Annotated in this window: 21 protein-coding genes and 2 rRNA genes; 21 read left to right on the top strand and 2 right to left on the bottom strand. The window is 68.2% G+C overall.

The genetic code is table 11. From position 1 onward, the window contains the following. The 9 genes from ACRDPN_RS02585 to recN form a co-directional block, all read left to right on the top strand. Nucleotides 1-123, top strand: a 23S ribosomal RNA gene (locus ACRDPN_RS02585); the annotation flags it as partial. A 99-nt stretch (nucleotides 124-222) separates the two neighbouring features. Beyond that, a 5S ribosomal RNA gene (gene rrf / locus ACRDPN_RS02590) occupies nucleotides 223-339 on the top strand. Nucleotides 340-592: 253 nt separating this feature from the next. After that, on the top strand, nucleotides 593-1270 hold the full coding sequence (locus ACRDPN_RS02595; protein ID WP_431445762.1) for a hypothetical protein: 678 nt from the start codon (nucleotides 593-595) through the stop codon (nucleotides 1268-1270). Nucleotides 1271-1359: 89 nt separating this feature from the next. Then, a complete protein-coding gene (locus ACRDPN_RS02600; RefSeq protein WP_431445763.1) occupies nucleotides 1360-1713 on the top strand; it encodes a single-stranded DNA-binding protein in 354 nt (117 codons plus the stop codon). A 16-nt stretch (nucleotides 1714-1729) separates the two neighbouring features. Further along, complete coding sequence (locus ACRDPN_RS02605) at nucleotides 1730-2731, top strand: HAD-IIA family hydrolase (RefSeq protein ID WP_431445764.1); 1002 nt, start codon at nucleotides 1730-1732, stop codon at nucleotides 2729-2731. After that, complete coding sequence (locus tag ACRDPN_RS02610) at nucleotides 2728-2949, top strand: hypothetical protein (protein ID WP_431445765.1); 222 nt, start codon at nucleotides 2728-2730, stop codon at nucleotides 2947-2949. Before ACRDPN_RS02605 ends, ACRDPN_RS02610 begins: the two co-directional genes overlap by 4 nt. Continuing rightward, entirely contained in the window at nucleotides 2946-3761 is an 816-nt protein-coding gene (locus ACRDPN_RS02615; RefSeq protein WP_431445766.1) for a TlyA family RNA methyltransferase, read from the top strand. Before ACRDPN_RS02610 ends, ACRDPN_RS02615 begins: the two co-directional genes overlap by 4 nt. Beyond that, nucleotides 3758-4681: an NAD kinase gene (locus tag ACRDPN_RS02620; protein WP_431445767.1), complete on the top strand. Its 924-nt coding sequence runs from the start codon at nucleotides 3758-3760 to the stop codon at nucleotides 4679-4681. Before ACRDPN_RS02615 ends, ACRDPN_RS02620 begins: the two co-directional genes overlap by 4 nt. Further along, nucleotides 4681-6369, top strand: coding sequence for a DNA repair protein RecN (recN, locus tag ACRDPN_RS02625; RefSeq protein ID WP_431445768.1), 1689 nt, complete (start codon nucleotides 4681-4683; stop codon nucleotides 6367-6369). The genes ACRDPN_RS02620 and recN overlap by 1 nt, the downstream gene beginning before the upstream one ends. A 31-nt stretch (nucleotides 6370-6400) precedes the next feature. Here the strand turns inward: recN and ACRDPN_RS02630 are convergent, their stop codons facing one another. After that, nucleotides 6401-7222 (bottom strand): adenylate/guanylate cyclase domain-containing protein, encoded by an 822-nt coding sequence (locus tag ACRDPN_RS02630; RefSeq protein WP_431445769.1) that lies wholly within the window; start codon nucleotides 7220-7222, stop codon nucleotides 6401-6403. A 162-nt stretch (nucleotides 7223-7384) separates the two neighbouring features. Here ACRDPN_RS02630 and steA point away from each other — a divergent pair, with 162 nt between their 5' ends. Next, entirely contained in the window at nucleotides 7385-8569 is a 1185-nt protein-coding gene (gene steA / locus ACRDPN_RS02635) for a putative cytokinetic ring protein SteA (RefSeq protein WP_431445770.1), read from the top strand. Next, nucleotides 8566-9441, top strand: coding sequence for a copper transporter (locus ACRDPN_RS02640; RefSeq protein ID WP_431445771.1), 876 nt, complete (start codon nucleotides 8566-8568; stop codon nucleotides 9439-9441). Before steA ends, ACRDPN_RS02640 begins: the two co-directional genes overlap by 4 nt. A gap of 2 nt (nucleotides 9442-9443) precedes the next feature. On the opposite strand, the gene ACRDPN_RS02645 is transcribed toward ACRDPN_RS02640, so the two are convergent. Then, nucleotides 9444-9908 carry a sensor histidine kinase gene (locus ACRDPN_RS02645; RefSeq protein ID WP_431445772.1) on the bottom strand — a complete coding sequence of 155 codons (465 nt, stop codon included), beginning with the start codon at nucleotides 9906-9908 and terminating at the stop codon, nucleotides 9444-9446. Nucleotides 9909-9980: 72 nt separating this feature from the next. Between ACRDPN_RS02645 and ACRDPN_RS02650 the strand changes: the two genes are divergently transcribed. The 10 genes from ACRDPN_RS02650 (at nucleotide 9981) to ACRDPN_RS02695 (ending at nucleotide 18237) form a co-directional block, all read left to right on the top strand. Further along, the gene (locus tag ACRDPN_RS02650; protein WP_431445773.1) at nucleotides 9981-10316 is read left to right on the top strand and encodes a hypothetical protein; all 336 of its coding nucleotides are present in this window, start codon (nucleotides 9981-9983) and stop codon (nucleotides 10314-10316) included. A gap of 123 nt (nucleotides 10317-10439) precedes the next feature. Next, nucleotides 10440-12116: a CTP synthase gene (locus ACRDPN_RS02655; protein WP_431445774.1), complete on the top strand. Its 1677-nt coding sequence runs from the start codon at nucleotides 10440-10442 to the stop codon at nucleotides 12114-12116. Beyond that, on the top strand, nucleotides 12113-12727 hold the full coding sequence (locus ACRDPN_RS02660; RefSeq protein WP_431445775.1) for an NUDIX domain-containing protein: 615 nt from the start codon (nucleotides 12113-12115) through the stop codon (nucleotides 12725-12727). Before ACRDPN_RS02655 ends, ACRDPN_RS02660 begins: the two co-directional genes overlap by 4 nt. Before the next feature lie 22 nt (nucleotides 12728-12749). Continuing rightward, the gene (xerD, locus tag ACRDPN_RS02665; protein ID WP_431445776.1) at nucleotides 12750-13673 is read left to right on the top strand and encodes a site-specific tyrosine recombinase XerD; all 924 of its coding nucleotides are present in this window, start codon (nucleotides 12750-12752) and stop codon (nucleotides 13671-13673) included. 47 nt (nucleotides 13674-13720) lie between these two features. Then, nucleotides 13721-14569 (top strand): ParA family protein, encoded by an 849-nt coding sequence (locus ACRDPN_RS02670; RefSeq protein ID WP_431445777.1) that lies wholly within the window; start codon nucleotides 13721-13723, stop codon nucleotides 14567-14569. After that, entirely contained in the window at nucleotides 14554-14880 is a 327-nt protein-coding gene (locus ACRDPN_RS02675; protein WP_431445778.1) for a hypothetical protein, read from the top strand. The genes ACRDPN_RS02670 and ACRDPN_RS02675 overlap by 16 nt, the downstream gene beginning before the upstream one ends. Further along, nucleotides 14877-15794 (top strand): segregation and condensation protein A, encoded by a 918-nt coding sequence (locus tag ACRDPN_RS02680; RefSeq protein ID WP_431445779.1) that lies wholly within the window; start codon nucleotides 14877-14879, stop codon nucleotides 15792-15794. Before ACRDPN_RS02675 ends, ACRDPN_RS02680 begins: the two co-directional genes overlap by 4 nt. After that, a complete protein-coding gene (gene scpB, locus ACRDPN_RS02685; protein WP_431445780.1) occupies nucleotides 15787-16449 on the top strand; it encodes an SMC-Scp complex subunit ScpB in 663 nt (220 codons plus the stop codon). Before ACRDPN_RS02680 ends, scpB begins: the two co-directional genes overlap by 8 nt. Continuing rightward, nucleotides 16442-17185, top strand: coding sequence for a pseudouridine synthase (locus ACRDPN_RS02690; protein ID WP_431445781.1), 744 nt, complete (start codon nucleotides 16442-16444; stop codon nucleotides 17183-17185). Before scpB ends, ACRDPN_RS02690 begins: the two co-directional genes overlap by 8 nt. Further along, nucleotides 17182-18237 (top strand): prephenate dehydrogenase, encoded by a 1056-nt coding sequence (locus tag ACRDPN_RS02695; RefSeq protein ID WP_431445782.1) that lies wholly within the window; start codon nucleotides 17182-17184, stop codon nucleotides 18235-18237. The genes ACRDPN_RS02690 and ACRDPN_RS02695 overlap by 4 nt, the downstream gene beginning before the upstream one ends. Nucleotides 18238-18247: the final 10 nt, after the last annotated feature.

The raw sequence follows: 18247 nt of genomic DNA on the forward strand, positions 1-18247 counted from the left end.
GATGAGGTTTCCCACTGGTTTACCAGGTAAGGCCCCCAGCAGATCACTGGGTTGATAGGCCGGAAGTGGAAGTGCAGCAATGCATGGAGCTGACCGGTACTAATAGGCCGAGGGCTTGTTCCTACAAGGATTCACCGCGTCCACTGTGAGGTTCCCGAGATACGATCGGGAGCCTGATTCGACTCCACCGAGTCGTCAAGGTTTTTGATATCTCCATAGAGTTTCGGCGACCATGGCGAGAGGGAAACACCCGGCTACATTCCGAACCCGGAAGTTAAGCCTTTCAGCGCCGATGGTACTGCGCGGGAGACTGCGTGGGAGAGTAGGACGTCGCCGGACAATTTTTGCGTGAGGCCGCTCCTTCGGGAGCGGCCTCGCTGCATTTCCGGATCTATAACACAGGAGGACGAGCCAGATGAGCGAGTCCAAACGCCCCCGCCAGGGCGGACAGCGTCCGGACCGCCGTGGCGGTCGACCCACCTCGCGGACGGGCCAGCGCCCTACTGGTCGCCCGGACGCGCGCGCTGACAAACGCGCAGGTCAGAGCCGAGACGGCCGGCGTGATTCGCGGCGCGAGCCGGAAGAGCGGACTGTGGACCAGAAGATCTACGACGGCCCGCCGATCCCCGACGACGTCAGCGCCAAGGACCTCGACAAACACGCCCTTCAGGCGCTCCAGTCGATCCCCGAGAAGCTGGCCGATCGAGTGGCCCGCCACTTGGTCATGGCCGGTTTGCTGATGCAAGTCGATCCAGAAACTGCGTATCTCCATGCGCTCGCAGCCCGCGCCCGCGCGTCCCGCAACGGGTTGATCAGAGAGGCGTGCGGTGAGACCGCATACGCAGCCGGCAAGTTCGCCGAGGCGCTGTCGGAGCTGCGTGCCGCGCGGCGCATGAACGGTCAGAAGCACCACGCGCCAATGATGGCCGACTGCGAGCGGGCCCTGGGTCGGCCGGAGAAGGCGCTGGCGTACGACACCGCTGAGGTGCGTTCGCATCTCGACGAGGCTGGTCAGATTGAGCTCTCCATCGTCGTCGCGGGTGCGCGGCGCGACCTCGGCCAGGTCGAAGCCGCGCTACGGCTGTTGGAAACCGAGCCGTTGCACAGCAAGGCTCGCGCCGAGTGGGTCGCCCGGCTCCGTTACGCCTACGCCGACACCCTGCTCGATGCCGGTCGTCGCGAGGACGCGATCGAGTGGTTCCACCGTGTTGTCGCCGTCGACGGCAACAAGGCCACGGACGCTGAGGAGCGGCTCGCAACGCTGGATTGACCATCCACAGCCTCGTGGTTTCACCACGGATGTCAACAGCCGTGGAATCGCCTCTCGTTCCGGGCGTGACGGCCCGGCAGAGTCGAGTCATGAACCCCGACACCAGTACGGCCATCGCCAACGCCGTCCGGCTCACCGGGCGAGTGTCCGCGGCACCCGACGCGCGCCTGCTGCCGAGCGGCGACGAGGTGGTCTCGTTCCGACTCATCGTGCCGCGCAGCGCGGCCGCTCGACGACGGTCCAAGCAGCTCGTCGACACGATCGAGTGCTCTGCGTGGACGGCGCGCCTCCGACGCTCGGTCCGACGGCTCGAGGCGGACGATGCGGTGACCGTCACCGGAGAGCTTCGACGCAGGTTCAGTCGCGGCGCCCACGGCCCCACGAGCTGGGTCAGCGTCGAACTCGAAACCTGCGAGCGGACCGCCGCGTCGAAATCCGGGTGACCGATAGCCTCGGCGCATGAGCCTCGGATCGTCGGATCGTCCACTGTGCGAGGCCTACGGTCTCGGTCTGCTCGATCTCGACGGCGTCGTCTACGTCGGCGACGAAGCCGTCCCGGGTGCCGTCGAGGCGCTGTCCACCGCGCGCGGAGCCGGCATGAACCTCGCCTTCCTGACCAACAATGCGTCACGCACTGCCGGTGATGTCGCAGCACACCTGAGAGAGCTCGAGATCGAGGCCGACGACGCCGATGTCGTGACGGCAGCCGAGGCGGTCGCCCATCTCGTCTCCGATGCCGTTCCGGTTGGATCACCGGTGCTCTTGATTGGGGGAGAGGGACTTCGAGTCCCACTCGAGGAACGAGGGCTGCGGTGCGTCACGAGCCTCGACGACCACCCGGTCGCCGTCGTTCAGGGTTTCCACCCAGATCTCGGCTGGCGATCGCTTGCCGAGGCCGCGTACGCGATCGAGAGCGGCTTGCCGTGGTTCGCGAGCAACATCGACATGACCATCCCGACAGCACGTGGTATCGCGCCGGGCAACGGGTCGCTCGTTCAGGCGGTGCGCAACGCCACCGGTGCCACGCCCATGGTCGCCGGCAAACCGGAGCGCGCCCTGTTCGATGAGGCGCTCGAGCGCATGGCTGCGGAGCGACCGCTCATGGTGGGCGACCGGCTGGACACCGACATCGACGGGGCGATCAACGCCGGTCTCGACAGCCTCGCCGTCCTCAGCGGTGTCAACACCCTTCAGGACGTCATGGGTCTGGTGGCAAGCCGGCGACCGACTTTCGTCGCTCGTGATCTGTCGGCACTCGTGACCGCGCACCCAGACGTCATCGTCGATGGGATGACCGCGGAATGCGGAGCCGCAACGGCTCATGCCGAGGGTGCCGTGATCGGACTCGGACAGGGGGAACCCGGTTCGCTCGAGGCGATCCGGGCCGTCGTGACACTTGCGTGGTCGTTGTTCGACCGCTACGGCCGCGGGGTCCGGCTGGATGGGACACTGGAGTCATGAGCGAAGACCACGTCGAGGCCACGACCGAGGTCGACGCGGATCTCCTCGCCACGGCGAAGGAGGCCGCGGCCGGGCATCCAGGGCTCGAGGACGCCATGCGCCGGTTGGACGCACTCGACGAGGTCGGTCTCGACCATCATCCGGCCGAGTTCGACGCCCTCCATCAGTCCCTGCGGGCGGCCCTCGCCGACGCGGGGAACTCTTCGGACGGCCCATGACCCGTCGCGTCAGACTCGACGCTGAGCTCGTGCGCCGTGACCTCGCTCGCTCGCGCGAGCATGCGAGCACGCTCATCGACGCAGGTCATGTGGTCGTCGCGGGGCGAGTGGCCTCCAAGCCGGCGACGCAGGTCGGCACCGACCAGCCCATCACCGTCCGGCCCGAAGAAGGGCCGACGTGGGTGTCGCGCGGCGCCCACAAGCTGCTCGGGGCCCTGGCCGTGTTCGAGCCTCTCGGCCTATCGGTCGAAGGAAAACGGTGTCTCGACGCAGGTGCGTCCACCGGCGGCTTCACCGACGTGCTTCTACGCCGCGGTGCCGCGGAGGTGCACGCCGTCGACGTCGGCTACGGGCAGCTGGCATGGTCGCTCCAGTCGGACGAACGCGTCCGCATTTACGACCGCACCAACGTCCGCACGATCCAACCGGAGCACATCGGCGGACTCGTCGACGTCGTGGTCTCCGATCTGTCCTTCATCTCCCTTACCTTGGTCATGCCGGCACTGACCAGAGCATGTGTGCAGGAGGGCGACATCGTGCTGATGATCAAGCCGCAGTTCGAGGTGGGCCAGGGCAACCTCGGCAAGAACGGCGTCGTCCGAGATCCCGGCCTTCACGCCGACGCGGTTCATCGCGTGTGCGTCGCCGGGTATGAACGTGGTTGGGGCACCCGTGCGCTCGCACCCAGTCCGCTGCCAGGTCCGGCCGGCAACGTCGAGTACTTCTGCTGGCTTCGCACCGACGCCGACGCACCTCACGAAGACGCCGCGCACGACGTCGTGGCGGCCGGCCCGTTGGAGGTCATGTCATGAGGACTGTCCTGATCATCGCCCACACCCAGCGCGACGAAGCCACGAAGGTCGCCGCGACCTTCGCGACCGATCTGCGCGAAGCGGGTCTGGACATCCGGATCCTCGACTCCGACGCCGAGGCACTTCACCTCGTCGGCCTCGAGGACGCCGGGGTCGTCCCGGCAGGGGAGGGCGCGGCGGAAGGTTGCGAGCTGGCTGTCGTCTTCGGCGGTGACGGCACGATCCTGCGGGCGGCCGAGATGTGTCGGGGCACGGACACGCCCGTGCTGGGCGTCAACCTCGGGCACGTCGGCTTTCTCGCCGAAGCGGATGTCGAAGACATCCATCAGGTGGTGCAGGGCGTCGTGGACCGTACGTGGACGATGGAGGAACGGTTGACCATCGACGTCTCGGTCAAGGTGGGCGGGGAAGTTGTGGCCACCAACTGGGCACTCAACGAGGCGTCCGTCGAGAAGGCCGCCCGTGAGCGAATGCTCGAACTCGTCGTGGAGATCGACGCACGCCCGTTGTCCCGGTGGGGCTGCGACGGGGTCGTGTGCGCGACCCCCACCGGATCTACCGCCTACAACTTCAGTGCCGGTGGACCCATCGTCTGGCCGGAGGTGCAAGCCCTGCTCCTGGTCCCGATCAGTGCCCATGCCTTGTTCGCTCGGCCCCTCGTCGTCTCGCCAGAGTCGACCCTGGCGATCGAGGTCGTCGGCGAGCAGTCCACCGGCGTGCTGTGGTGCGACGGACGTCGGGCCGCCGAGCTCCCGGTCGGGGCCCGAGTCGAAGTGGTCCGCGGACAAGGCACGGTTCACCTGGCCCGGCTGCACACGGCGCCGTTCACCGATCGGCTGGTGCGCAAGTTCGACCTCCCCGTCACGGGCTGGCGCGGATCTGCGTCCGAACGCCGCGACAGCACGTCCGGCGACGCCTGATGTGGCACCACCTCACGCTGTCGTCCCTGGGTGTCATCGACTCTGCGGAGCTCGAGCTGGGCGCAGGATTCACCGTCATCACCGGTGAGACCGGCGCGGGCAAGACCATGGTCGTCACAGCACTGGGGCTGCTGCGCGGCGGCCGCGCCGACCTCGGACTGGTTCGCACCGGCGACGACCAAGCCCGGGTCGAGGCGAGCATCGCCGTGCCGGAAGGTTCCGGTGTCGAGCAGGCGATCGCAGAGGCGGGCGGCCGCCTCGACGACGGGGTCGTGGTGCTCGGCCGTGCGCTGTCGGCGCAAGGACGGTCGAGGGCGTTCGCCGGCGGCGCCACCGTGCCCGCCGCACTGTTGGCCGAGGTCACCGACGAGCTCGTGGCCGTGCACGGACAGTCCGACCAGCACCGGCTGCTCCGGGCGTCAGCCCAACGACAGGCGCTCGACACCTTCGCCGGCGAGCCCCTCGCCCAGGTCATGGGTGAGTACGGCCCCGCATACCGGCGCCTGCGCGCGGTGGAGCGTCGTCTCGACGAGCTCCACACGCATGCGCAGGAGCGAGCCCGCGAGCTTGATCTACTGCGGCACGGACTGGACGAGATCGCGGAGGTCGAGCCACTCACCGGCGAGGAGGAGGCCCTGAAGACCGAAGCGGGGCGTCTGGCCCATGCCGAGGCGCTCGTCGCTGCCGCGTTGGGTGCACACGAGGCCGTTTCGGGCGACATCGACGACGCCGGTTCCGCGCGAACACAGGTCGCCGGTGCAGTTGCCGCACTCGACGGCGCAGCCGGTCACGATCCGGAGCTCGACCACCTTGCCGCCCGGCTGCGCGAGGTCGGCATCCTCCTCGACGAGACCGGAACCGAGCTGAGCTCCTACGCCACCGGCGTCGATCTCGACCCGGCTCGCCTGGCGAGCGTGCAGGACCGTATCGCCGCGCTCACGTTCCTCCAACGCAAGTACGGACCCACGCTCGACGACGTGCTCACGTGGCAGGAGAAGGCCTTCGCCCGCGTCGGCGAGCTGGGCTCCGACGACGACACGATCGGCGAGCTCGAGACCGACCTGAACAGGTTGCGTCCGGAAGTCAGCGGTTTGGCACAACAACTCGGCGATCTTCGCCGGGAGGCAGGTAAGAGGCTCGCAGATCTCGTCGACACCGAGCTGGCACAGCTCTCCATGCCGTCGGCGCACCTCGAGGTGCGGATCGACTCACCACCGGAGGCGGTACCCGGACCGCACGGACTAGACGAGGTCGAGCTGCTCTTCGCCGCCAACAACGGTGCCGCGCCGCGGCCGCTCGCCAAGGGCGCCAGTGGCGGAGAGCTGTCCCGGCTGATGCTCGCTCTCGAGGTCGTACTCGCCGACCGCACCACCGTTCCTACGCTGGTGTTCGACGAGGTCGATGCCGGTATCGGTGGCAAGGCGGCGGTCGAGGTCGGCCGACGCCTCGCCCGACTGGCGGAGAACGCGCAGGTGCTGGCCGTCACGCACCTTCCTCAGGTGGCCGCGTTCGCCCACCATCACTTCCGCGTCATCAAGGATGACGACGGCTCGGTCACCAGCAGCTCAGTCACCCGTCTCGCCGATGGCGCGCGGGTCGACGAGCTCGCGCGGATGCTCGCCGGTCAGGAGGACTCCGACGCCGCGCAGGCCCATGCGCGCGAGCTGCTCGACCTCGCCGGCCGTTGACCCCTTCGTCAAGCTCAGGGACCGCTCGGCGTCAGATGACGGCGACCTCCCACAGCCGGTGGACGCCCGGAATGCCCTTGAGCTCGGTGTCGCGACCGTCGACCAGCACGATGTCCTCAACGTCGTGCAGCGCGGCGCGGATGTCGTCGCTGACGAGGATCTCGCCACCGCCCGCCTGGGCGGCCACTCGCGCCGCCATCGCGACGTTCTTGCCGAACAGGTCACCGTCGCGCTCGATCGCCGTCCCGCAGTGGATGCCGACCCGCACCCGGATCGGCGTCCTGCGCAGGCGTCGGTCGCTGCCGTCGCTGAGCGCGTCCTGGATCCCGATACCGGCACGAACGGCGTCGGCCGGGGCGCTGAAGGCGATCATGAATCCGTCGCCCTGCGACTTCACGATATGACCCCCGAAACTCTCGACGCAGGCGCGAACCAGCTTGTCGTGCGAGCCCAGCAGTCGTACCCAGGAGTCGTCGCCGAGCTGCTCGTTGAGGGCTGTCGAGTCCTCGATGTCGGAGAACAGGATCGTCACGGTGCCGTCGCGCGCGGCGACCTTGGCGATCTCGGTGCGGTCCTCCTGGCTCCACCGGGCGAGATCCTCCATGGAGGACATCAGCAGCCCCGCCACTCCGCGGTCACGGACCTTCGTGGCCGTGTCGACCGCGGACTCGACAATCTCCTTCACCCGCTGAGCACGGCGTTCGCGGCGGGTGAGGCCCTTTCCCTGCCGTCGGAGCACCTCGCGCAGTCGTTCGACCTCACGGCGGGAGCGGACCAAACGTACGTGCCACACGATGAGTCCGGCCAGCATCAGCGCCAACAGGACCGAGAGAATGATGACCGCCTCGATCACTCGAGAACTCTGTCACACCGGCGTCGCCACGCGCGCCCGGGAAAGGGAAATCTCGGCCGAGGGCTGCGTCACACCTGACGCGTTCGCCGCCCTCGAACTGACACGCGTGGAAGCCTCTTACCTCCCGGGAATCCGGGGGAGTGCGTGGCACCATGGTGCGCGATGCCTCCCTGGAACCGCCCATCCACGCCTGTTGCGGACACCGCTCCCGGCTTCACCGGCGTGGCTCGATTCGCCCGCCGTGGCGACGATGCCGCCTCCTCGCTCCGCTCCGGTGACATCGCCGTTGTCGACCTCACCGACATCGACCGGAACCAGGCCGATGCGCTGGTCGACCGGAAGGTCAGCGCCGTCATCAACGCGTCCGAGTCGAGCACCGGCCGGTTTCCGAACCTCGGGCCGCGCATCCTCGCCGATGCCGGCGTCACGCTCATCGACCAGGTCGGTCCGGGTGTCTGGACGCGACTGAAGAACGGCGAAAGAGTCCGGATCGACGGCAACCGCGTGTACAAGGGCGAGATGCTGGTGGTCCAAGGCGTGTCGCAGGACGACGCGACGGTCACGGCCAGCCTCGGCGAGGCGGATCGCGGGCTGTCGACACGGCTCGAGTCGCTCCTGGCCAACGCCACCGATCACATCCAGCGTGAGCGTTCTCTGCTGCTCGAGGGTGCCGGTGTCCCGCGCCTCGGCCAGCGACTCCGCAAGCGCCCGGTCGTCGTCGTGAGCAAGAAGTTCAGCTGGCAGAACGACCTCCTCCGTATCCGTCGGTGGATGCGGGAGCGTGATCCGGTGCTGATCGGGGTCGCCGACGGCGCCGACGCGCTCCTTGACGCCGGGTACAAACCGCACGTGGTGCTGGGCGCGCTCGGCGAACTGTCCGTTCGCGCGCTCAATTCCGGCGCGGAGGTCGTGGTCACGGCGAGCTCCGACCATGACAAGAGCGGTGCCGAACGCTTCGAGAAGGCGGGCGTCGATCCGGTGTGGTTCATCGCCACCGGATCGGCCACCGACCTCGCGATCATGCTGGCGGACTCCAACTACGCGCCGGTGATCGTCGAGGTGGGGGCGCCAACCGGCCTCATGGAGTTCCTCGACCGCGGATCCGCCGACGTCGCCAGCTCATTCGTCATGCGCCTCCGTGCTGGTTCGCGGCTGGTCGATGCCAAGGCGGCCGGTCATTTCGCAGCCCCGTCGATGCCGCTGTGGCCGGTCCTGCTGCTCCTCCTCGCGGGAATCGCCGCCATGGCCGTCGCCGTCGCCCTGACCCCAGTCGGTGGCGACTGGTTCGACGCACTCGGAGAACGCATCCACGACGCACGCATCTGGATGAAAGGGCTCTTCTCGTGATCAGCTTCCGCTACCACCTCGTCTCCATCGCCGCTGTGCTGCTGTCGCTGGCAGCGGGTGTCGCCCTCGGCGCCGGACCTCTGGACGACGCGACCGCCGGGCTCGCCGGCGACGCAGCTGCATCTGAGGCATCGCCTGATCCCGCGGTCGCTCTGTTCGAGTCCGGATACGCGGCTCGCACCTCTGGTGCCCTGCTCAAGGACGCATTGAAGGACCAGTCGGTGGTCGTCATCACGCTGCCGGGCGCCCGGTCCGAAGAGATGAAGGACATCCGGGTCGAGCTCGACAAGGCCGGCGCATCGGTCACCGGCGAGGTCCAGCTGACCGCCAAGCTGGTCGACCCCGCCAACCGGCAGTTCGCCGAGGGAGTCGCGCAGCAGTCCGCGTCCGACGTCGAGGGTGTCACCAAAGCGGGCGACAGCTACGGACGAATCGGCACGGCACTGGGCCGTTCGGTGCTCGGAGGAGGTGGCGAGAAGCTCGACACGACCGCCACCACGATCAGCTCGGCGTTCGATGAAGGCCGGCTCGTCGCGTACGCCGCGAAGCCCACGGAGTTCGCCGACCTGGCGGTGGTGCTCAGCGGCCCCGGGCGCGCCGAAGACGCCGGCTCCGTCTCCGCCCAGCTGTCGAAGGCGATCGATGCCGCCGGTGGAGGCGCCGTGCTCGCCGGTCCGTCGACGTCGAGCCAGGACGGCGGTGCGGTGGCCGCTCTGCGCGACAGTGACGCAGCCACCCAGGTCTCGTCGGTCGACGTCACCGACACGGCCGCCGGACGGGTGGTCGTCGCGCTCGCGTTGGCCCGCGAGGCCGAGGGTCAGTCGGGAGCGTGGGGCACGTCACGCAGCGCCGACGGCGCCGTGCCACGCTGAGCCTACGGCCGCACTGAGGCGGAGCGCCGATCCAGCGGGAGGTGTGCGACCACAGTCCATCCTTCGTCGGTCGGGCCGACGGTGGCGTTGCCGCCGACCTCTTCCGCGCGATCCACGATGGAACTCAGACCGACGCCTGCAGTCCACGAGGAGGGTGGCGTCCCGTCGTTGCAGACGGTGATCTCGAGTTCATTGCCGGCCGTAATGCGAATGACGCCGGCCGTAATGCGAATGACGCCGGCCGTGATGCGAATGACGCAGGACCCTCCGTCAGCATGGCGAAACACGTTCGCCAGGGCTTCGTTCGTGATGCGGTACGCGGCCAGCTCGACGGCCGGTGACAGCGAGGGAAGATCGTCGGGCGCGTCGAGCTCGATCTCGATCCCGCGATCGTAGGGTGTGTGAGCCTCCGACAGGCGTTCCCGGATCGCACCGACCAGCCCGACGTCGTCGAGCTCACTGCTCACGGCATGCACCACATCGCAAGGCGATCCGAAGGGGCCGAGCACTTCAGAGCCGAGCGCGGATCTGGTCGGGACGTGGTCCACAACCGTCTCGAAGGAGGATCTGCAGCGTGTGGTGCCCGACTTCCCGCGGAGCATCTGTGCGACAACGCGGGACGCTTCGACTGGACCTTCGATTCGGGCGGCACCTTCGAGATCGATCAGACCGCGCTTCCGGGGTGCCCGAAGCCTGAGGTGACGCACATCGAGGACCAATGGTCCGTCGACGGGGATCGGGTCACCTTCGCCAACGAGCAGGAAGTCTATGAATGGCGCGTGGCCGGCGACGAGCTGACGTTCACCCATGTGTCCGGCGGCTGTGTTCCGTGCAAGGCCATCAACACGGCGAAACCGTGGACACGTGCCGGGTAACCCACCGACGTCGTGAGTGTCGGACCATCGGGGACGCTCGTGTGTTGATAGGCTGGAGTCCCGTGGAGCACCGAATGGTTCATCGGCCCGTCGCTTTGTCGGCACAAACCCACGGGAGTCACGTTGGCAGCTAACGCCGTCACCAAGCACGTCTTCGTCACCGGCGGGGTCGCGTCCTCACTGGGCAAGGGCCTCACCGCCTCCAGCCTCGGACGACTTCTCAAGTCACGCGGCCTCCGGGTCACCATGCAGAAGCTCGACCCCTACCTCAACGTCGACCCCGGCACGATGAACCCGTTCCAGCACGGCGAGGTCTTCGTCACCGGCGACGGCGCCGAGACCGATCTCGACATCGGCCACTACGAGCGGTTCCTCGACGAGGACCTCGTCGGGCGCGCCAACGTCACCACCGGTCAGGTCTACTCCGACGTCATCGCGCGTGAACGTCGCGGCGACTACCTGGGCGACACCGTCCAGGTCATCCCGCACATCACGAATGAGATCAAGGACCGCATGCTGTCGATGGGCGGACCCGAGGTCGACGTCGTGATCCACGAGATCGGTGGCACGGTCGGCGACATCGAGAGCCAGCCCTTCCTCGAGTCGGCGCGCCAGGTGCGTCATGAGATCGGCCGCGTCCACGTGTTCTTCCTGCACGTCTCGCTCGTGCCGTACATCGGTCCGTCCGGCGAGCTCAAGACCAAGCCGACGCAGCACTCGGTGGCGGCCCTGCGATCGATCGGTATCCAGCCGGACGCCATCGTCTGCCGGTCGGATCGATTCATCCCGGCCAGCGTGAAGCGCAAGATCTCGCTCATGTGCGACGTCGAGGAGGAGGCGGTCGTCACCGCAAGTGACGCCCCGTCGATCTACGACATCCCCAAAGTGCTGCACAGCGAGGGTCTGGACGCCTTCGTGGTCAGACGCCTCGATCTGCCATTCCGCGACGTCGACTGGACGCAGTGGGACGAGCTCCTGCGGCGGGTGCACGATCCGGCCGACGAGGTCACCATCGCGTTGGTCGGCAAGTACGTCGACCTTCCCGACGCGTACCTCTCGGTGGCTGAGGCGCTCCGTGCAGGCGGATTTGCCCACGATGCGAAAGTGCACCTGCGCTGGGTGCCTTCGGATGAGTGTGCGACCGAGGTCGGCGCCGCGCAGCATCTCGGTGACGTCGACGGCATCTGCGTGCCGGGTGGATTCGGGATCCGGGGCATCGAGGGCAAGATCGGCGCGCTCACGTACGCGCGCACCCGCAAGATCCCGGTGCTCGGGCTCTGCCTCGGCCTGCAGTGCATGGTGATCGAGTTCGCCAGGTCCGTCGCCGGGATCGACGGCGCGAGCTCATCGGAGTTCGACCCCCAGGCCACCGCGCCGGTCATCGCGACGATGGCCGAGCAGGAGGCGTACGTCGACGGCGCCGGCGACCTCGGCGGCACCATGAGGCTCGGCCTCTACCCGGCTGCGCTCAAGCCCGGAACGCTGGTGGCGGAGGCCTACGGGATCGACAAGGTCGAGGAGCGCCACCGTCATCGCTACGAGGTCAACAACGGCTTCCGCGACCAGCTCGAGGCGGCCGGAATGGTGTTCAGCGGCACGTCTCCCGACTCCACCCTGGTCGAGTTCATCGAGCTGCCGCGCGACGTGCACCCGTACTACGTCGCCACCCAGGCGCACCCCGAGCTGCGATCGCGTCCCACCCGGCCACATCCCTTGTTCTCCGGACTTGTGGCGGCCGCGCTCCAGCGACAGCGCGAGACTCGGCTCCCGGTTGAAGCCGACGAGCCGGTGGAGGCATGACCAACCACCCTGACCTGCCCGGACGCCTCGCCGACACCGAGAGACTCGCCGACCGCGAGCAGGAGTGGCCCGTCAGCACGTCGGTCGAGCAGTTCGCGTCCGGTTACCTGAGGCTGGACGTCGACACCATCGTCGATCCCGAGGGAGGCGAGCACTCGCGCGTTGTCGTGAAGCCGCACGGCGCGGTCGGCGTCCTGACGATCGACGACGCGGATCGTGTGCTGCTGGTCGAGCAGTACCGGCACCCGGTGCGGCACCGCGTCCTCGAGATTCCCGCCGGGACACTGGACGTCGAGGGGGAGGACCCTCTCGATGCCGCTGTCCGTGAGCTGGCCGAGGAGGCCGACCTCGCCGCCGAGGAGTGGGTGATGACCCTTGAGCTGTTCGCCACACCCGGCTACTCCAGTGAGGGGTGGACGGTGTTCCGTGCGTCTGGCCTGAGCCCGGTTCCACACGAGGATCGCACCGACCGCAAGGCCGAGGAGGCCGACATGCAGCAGTGGTGGCTGCCGTTCGAGGCGACGGTGGATGCCGTTCTCAACGGGCGAATCACCGATGGCATGACCGTCGCCGCCGTCCTGGCCGAGCAGGTCCGACGACAACGACCATGAGCACCCGTCGCGAAGAGCGATCATGACCGACGTCGAACGGGCCGTGCTCGACTACCTCGGCCACCTGGCTGTCGAACGAGGTCTGGCCGACAACACGCTCCACAGCTACCGCCGGGACCTGCGTCGATACACCGCTCACCTGCGCGGACGCGGGATCGACGAGCCCGGCGCGATCGCCGAGACGGATGTCCTCGCGTTCCTCGGCGCACTGCGTACCGGCGACGCAGAGCACCCGGCGCTGGGTCCGGCCAGCGCGGCGCGGGCGGTGGTCGCCGTGCGCGGGTTCCACCGTTTCTGCCTTCGCGAGCACCTGGTGGCCAGCGACGTGTCGGCCGCGGTCAAGCCGCCGCGGCCCGCGGCCCGCCTGCCCAAGGCATTGCCGCTCTCGGATGTCGAGGCCATCCTCGCCGCGTCCGGTGCCGCCGGTACGACACTAGCCAAGCGCGATCGCGCTCTCCTGGAGGTGCTGTACGGCACGGGGGCCCGGATATCGGAAGCCGTGGGTCTCGATGTCGACGACCTCGACCTCGCCGAGGGCACGGTGCTCCTGCACGGCAAGGGTGGCAAGCAGCGGATCGTCCCGGTCGGAAGCTTTGCGAGCAGCGCCGTCGAGGACTACCTGACGGTGGCCCGGCCCGCGCTGGTCTCGGCGAAGGCAGCGTCACCCGCCATGTTCCTCAATGCCCGCGGGGGGCGTCTGAGCAGGCAGAGCGCGTGGACGGTACTGGTGAAGGCGGCCCAACGCGCTGGCGTCACCGCCGAGGTGTCACCGCACACCCTCCGCCACTCGTTCGCGACTCACCTGCTCGACGGGGGTGCCGACGTTCGCGTGGTGCAGGAGCTGCTCGGTCACGCCTCCGTCACGACGACCCAGGTCTACACGCTCGTCACCGTCGAGAAACTCCGCGAGATATATGCGGAGGCTCATCCACGGGCCACAAGGTGAGCGGTAGTGTGGCCTGCAGTTGGCCGGACGAGGGACGAAGGACGTAGATGAGCAAGGAACTCGGACCCACTGGGCGTCCGATCCCTAAGCTGCCAGAACCCGCGCCGCGGCGCGCCGGACAGCCCGCCACCGTCATCTCGATGTGCAACCAGAAGGGTGGGGTCGGCAAGACCACGACCACCATCACCCTTGGTGCCGCTCTGGTCGAGGCCGGACGCAAGGTACTCCTGGTCGACTTCGACCCACAGGGCTCGATGACCGTGGGCCTCGGATTCAATGCCCACGAGCTGGAGCAGAGCATCTACCACGTGCTCATGGACCGTGAGCTCGGCATCAAGGACATCGTGCTCGAGACGTCGGTCGACGGGCTCGACCTCGTGCCCTCCAACATCGACCTGTCGGCCGCGGAGATGAGGCTCGTCACCGAGGTCGGCCGCGAGCAGGTGCTCTCGCGGGTGCTGCACCCGGTGCTGAACGACTACGACGTCGTGCTCATCGACTGCCAGCCGTCGCTGGGCCTGCTCACCGTCAACGCGCTCACCGCGTCGGACGGCGTCATCATCCCGCTGGAGTGTGAGTACTTCGCCCTGCGCGGTGTGGCGCTGCTCAAGGAGACCATCGAGAAGGTGCGCGATCGCACCAACATCAGGCTCCAGATCATCGGTCTGCTGGGCACCATGTACGACAGTCGAACGCTGCACGGGCGCGAAGTGCTGCAGACGCTCGTCGAGGGCTGGGGCGATCTCGTGTTCCACACCGTCATCCGCCGCACCGTCAAGTTCTCCGACTCCACGGTGGCGGGGGAGCCCATCACCGAGTTCGCCACCACGTCGCCGGGAGCGACGTCGTACCGCCATCTGGCCCGGGAGGTGCTGAGTCGATGCCCCGGCGCGTGAACCTGCCAGGTGCCGACGAGCTCTTCCGCGCGACGGTACCTGGCCCGCACGCTCACGCCGCCGCCACCGACCCAGCCCCACCGCAGCCAGAAGGCGCGAGCGGGCGGATCAAGCACGACGAGAAGATGACCGTGTACCTGACCTACGACGAGCTGCTCGCTCTCGAGCAGGCCCGCCTCAAGCTGCGCGGTGAGCTCGGACGCAATGTCGACCGTGGACGTCTCGTGCGCGCAGCCCTGGCCATCGCACTCCGCGACCTCGAGGCGCACGGAACCGACAGCGAGCTCGCCCGCCGGCTGAGCGCGTCATGAGTCCGGCGCGCGAGCGCCTCCTTGACGTGGACGTCGAGGAGTCGGCGTCCGGCACTGCTGGCTTCTCGGTCAACCTGGGCGTGTTCGAGGGACCGTTCGACCTGCTGCTGTCGTTGATTTCCAAGCACCAGCTCGACATCACCGAGGTGGCGTTGTCGCAGGTCACGGACGAGTTCATCGGCTACATCAAGGCCTTGGGCGGCGACCTCGAGCAGACCACCCACTTCCTGCTCGTCGCGTCCACCCTGCTCGACCTCAAGACCGCGCGGCTGCTTCCGCAGGGCGACGTCGAGGACGAGGAGGACCTCGCGCTGCTCGAGGCCCGTGACCTGCTGTTCGCGCGGCTGATGCAGTATCGCGCGTTCAAGCAGGTCGCCGCTCACATCTCCCGACGACTCGCGGACGAACAGAGCCGCCATCCGCGCTCGGTCTCGTTGGAGTCACGATTCGCAGAGCTCCTGCCGGAGGTGATCGTCTCGATCGGTCCGGCCGATCTCGCGCGGCTTGCCACGGCCGCGCTCGAACCCCAACCGGTGCCGGCGCTGTCGCTGTCGCACCTGCATGCGCCGCAGGTGAGTGTGCGCGAGCAGGCCCACCTCGTCGTCGACCGGTTGCGGCGTGAGCGCACGACGACGTTCCGCGCCCTCGCTGCTGATGCCGACCTGGTCACCACGGTCGCCAGGTTCTTGGCCGTGCTGGAGCTCTTCAAGGAAGGCATGCTGACGTTCGACCAGGCGAGCCCGCTCGGCGATCTTCATCTGCGCTGGACCGGATCCGGCGAAGGCGACATCGACGTGGGTGAGGAGTTCGACGACCCCACACACGCGGTGGATGCGGCCACGGCGGCAGCTAGACCCGCACTTGCCGCGGTGGCCGACCTTCCCGATGGGGACCAGAAGGATGCCGATGTCTGACTCTGCCTCGAATGCGCCGCACGAGCTCGAGCTGGAGATGCTCGAGCTGCGGCCTGCCCTGGAGGCTGTGCTGATGGTCGCCGATCAGCCACTCGACCACCTCACGCTCGCCCAGGCCGTCGGACACCCGCCGCCGGACGTCGAGAAGGCTCTCGCCGAGCTGGCACAGGAGTACACCGACCAGGAACGCGGGTTCGAGCTGCGCAACATCGGTGGCGGATGGCGGTACTTCACCCGTGACGCCTTCGCGCCGGCAGTCGAGCGGTTCGTGCTCGACGGACAGCAGGCGCGCCTCACGCAGGCGGCGCTTGAGACCCTGGCCGTCATCGCGTACCGCCAACCGGTGAGCCGGTCCCGCGTCTCGGCGATCCGCGGCGTGAACGTCGACAGCGTCGTGCGCACCCTGGTGACACGTGGACTCGTGGAGGAGGCCGGCATCGACGCCGAGAGCGGCGCCACCTTGTATCGCACGTCGAGCTACTTCCTGGAGCGCATGGGTCTCGCCGATCTCGGTGGGCTGCCCGACATCGCCCCGATGCTTCCGGAGATCGACGACATGGGCGACTCGGACTGGACTGAGGCAGTGAGGGCCCCTCACGACGAGCCGAGCCCCGGTGCCGAGGATCCATCCACGGGTTCCTCCGCCGGTGACTGAGCCATCGTCCCTCGAGGGTGTCCGTCTGCAGAAGGTGCTCGCCCAGGCTGGGATCGCCAGTCGACGACGCTGTGAGCAGCTCATGGCCGACGGCCGTGTCGAGGTCAACGGCGAGACCGTGACGCAGATGGGTGTGCGCGTCGATCCTGTCGCCGACGTCATTCGCGTCGACGGAAAACGGGTCCCACCGCGCACGGATCATGCTTACCTGCTCGTCAACAAACCGCGCGGCGTCGTCACCTCGATGGCCGACGAACGCGGGCGGCCCGATCTGAGATCGCTCCTGGCCGACCGTCCTGAGCGGCTGTTCCACGTCGGCCGACTCGATACCGACACGTCCGGTTTGCTGATCCTCACCAATGACGGCGATCTTGCCCACCGGCTCGCGCACCCGTCGTTCGAGGTCACCAAGACCTACGTGGCGCTCGTGAAGGGTGATGCGTCGGATGCCCTGGGGTCGCGGTTGCGGGAAGGTGTTCGACTCGACGACGGGCCGGCTGCGGTCGACCGCTTTCGGGTGGTCGACCGCTCACGAGGACGCTCGTTGGTCGAGCTCGACGTGCACATCGGTCGCAACCGCATCGTGCGACGCATCCTCGACCATGTCGGTCACCCGGTCGTGGAGCTGACTCGTACGGCTTTCGGGCCATTGCGTCTGGGCGATCTGGCCGTCGGCGCCACCCGTGAGCTGTCGCGCGATGAGATCGGGGCGCTCTTCGATAGCGTTGAGACATGACCCCGCCCGCATCCGTCCTCGTGATCGGCTGCGGGCTCATCGGCACCTCGATCGCGCTTGCGCTGCGCGAGCATGGTGTCGACGTTCATCTCGACGACACCAGCCGCTCCAACCTCGAGCTCGCCGTGTCGCGAGGTGCTGGGAGCGCCGAGCCCGTCGCCGCACCAGACCTCGTCGTGGTCGCTGTTCCGCCGTCCGGCGTCGTGGACACCGTCTCCCACGTGCTCAGTACGTGGCCCGACGCGGTCGTCACGGACGTCGCGAGCGTGAAGACGCACCTGGCCGCCCGCATCGCCGAGCTGCCCGGCTCGTACCGGTACGTCGGGAGCCACCCGATGGCGGGCAGTGAGCGGGCCGGGCCCATGGCCGCCTCGGCACGGCTGTTCGAAGGCCGCCCGTGGGCCGTCACGCCGATGGCCGGAGCGGGGGAGCGGTCGGTCCGACTCATCGAGGCGGTGGCCGAGCTGGTCGGCGCGGTGCCGATCACGATGGACGCAGAGTCGCACGACCGGGCCGTCGCGCTCGTCTCCCACGTCCCGCACGTGCTCAGCGTTCTCGCGGCTGCGCGACTGAGGGACGCCCCGCGGTCGCACCTGTCGTTGGCCGGTCCCGGACTGCGCGACGTCACCCGCATCGCGGGCAGCGACACCGCCCTGTGGTCCGACATCCTGCGCAGCAACGCGGGCGAGGTTCGGGCGCTGCTCGAGCAGGTCCGAGCCGACCTGGAGGGCGTGATCGCCTCTCTCGGGCTCGACGAGCCGGCGGTCGATGGCATCCTCGAGTCCGGCCGGGCGGGCACCCGACTCATCCCGGGCAAGCACGGTGAACGGCCGATCGAGTTCGCCACCGTCTTCGTGCCGATCGCCGATCACCCGGGCGAGTTGTCCAGGCTCATGGCCCATACGGGAGAATCTGGAGTGAACATCGAGGATCTCCGGATCGACCACGAACTGGGTCGTCCGGTCGGCCTCGTCGAGATCGCGGTCCTCGCCGATCGTGCCGACGTACTTGTCGAAGCCCTGACCGCCCGCGGCTGGCCCGCATACCGCTGAACGAGGAGGA

It is taken from the genome of Aeromicrobium sp. (assembly GCF_050700635.1).
Classification (GTDB): domain Bacteria; phylum Actinomycetota; class Actinomycetes; order Propionibacteriales; family Nocardioidaceae; genus Aeromicrobium.

Excerpts from the sequence above, each read along its gene's own strand:
- ACRDPN_RS02600 (WP_431445763.1), top strand. The coding sequence starts at position 1,360 with ATGAACCCCGACACCAGTACGGCCATCGCCAACGCCGTCCGGCTCACC.
- ACRDPN_RS02605 (WP_431445764.1), top strand. The coding sequence starts at position 1,730 with ATGAGCCTCGGATCGTCGGATCGTCCACTGTGCGAGGCCTACGGTCTC.
- ACRDPN_RS02610 (WP_431445765.1), top strand. The coding sequence starts at position 2,728 with ATGAGCGAAGACCACGTCGAGGCCACGACCGAGGTCGACGCGGATCTC.
- ACRDPN_RS02615 (WP_431445766.1), top strand. The coding sequence starts at position 2,946 with ATGACCCGTCGCGTCAGACTCGACGCTGAGCTCGTGCGCCGTGACCTC.
- ACRDPN_RS02620 (WP_431445767.1), top strand. The coding sequence starts at position 3,758 with ATGAGGACTGTCCTGATCATCGCCCACACCCAGCGCGACGAAGCCACG.
- recN (WP_431445768.1), top strand. The coding sequence starts at position 4,681 with ATGTGGCACCACCTCACGCTGTCGTCCCTGGGTGTCATCGACTCTGCG.
- steA (WP_431445770.1), top strand. The coding sequence starts at position 7,385 with ATGCCTCCCTGGAACCGCCCATCCACGCCTGTTGCGGACACCGCTCCC.
- ACRDPN_RS02660 (WP_431445775.1), top strand. The coding sequence starts at position 12,113 with ATGACCAACCACCCTGACCTGCCCGGACGCCTCGCCGACACCGAGAGA.
- xerD (WP_431445776.1), top strand. The coding sequence starts at position 12,750 with ATGACCGACGTCGAACGGGCCGTGCTCGACTACCTCGGCCACCTGGCT.
- ACRDPN_RS02670 (WP_431445777.1), top strand. The coding sequence starts at position 13,721 with ATGAGCAAGGAACTCGGACCCACTGGGCGTCCGATCCCTAAGCTGCCA.
- ACRDPN_RS02675 (WP_431445778.1), top strand. The coding sequence starts at position 14,554 with ATGCCCCGGCGCGTGAACCTGCCAGGTGCCGACGAGCTCTTCCGCGCG.
- ACRDPN_RS02680 (WP_431445779.1), top strand. The coding sequence starts at position 14,877 with ATGAGTCCGGCGCGCGAGCGCCTCCTTGACGTGGACGTCGAGGAGTCG.
- scpB (WP_431445780.1), top strand. The coding sequence starts at position 15,787 with ATGTCTGACTCTGCCTCGAATGCGCCGCACGAGCTCGAGCTGGAGATG.
- ACRDPN_RS02695 (WP_431445782.1), top strand. The coding sequence starts at position 17,182 with ATGACCCCGCCCGCATCCGTCCTCGTGATCGGCTGCGGGCTCATCGGC.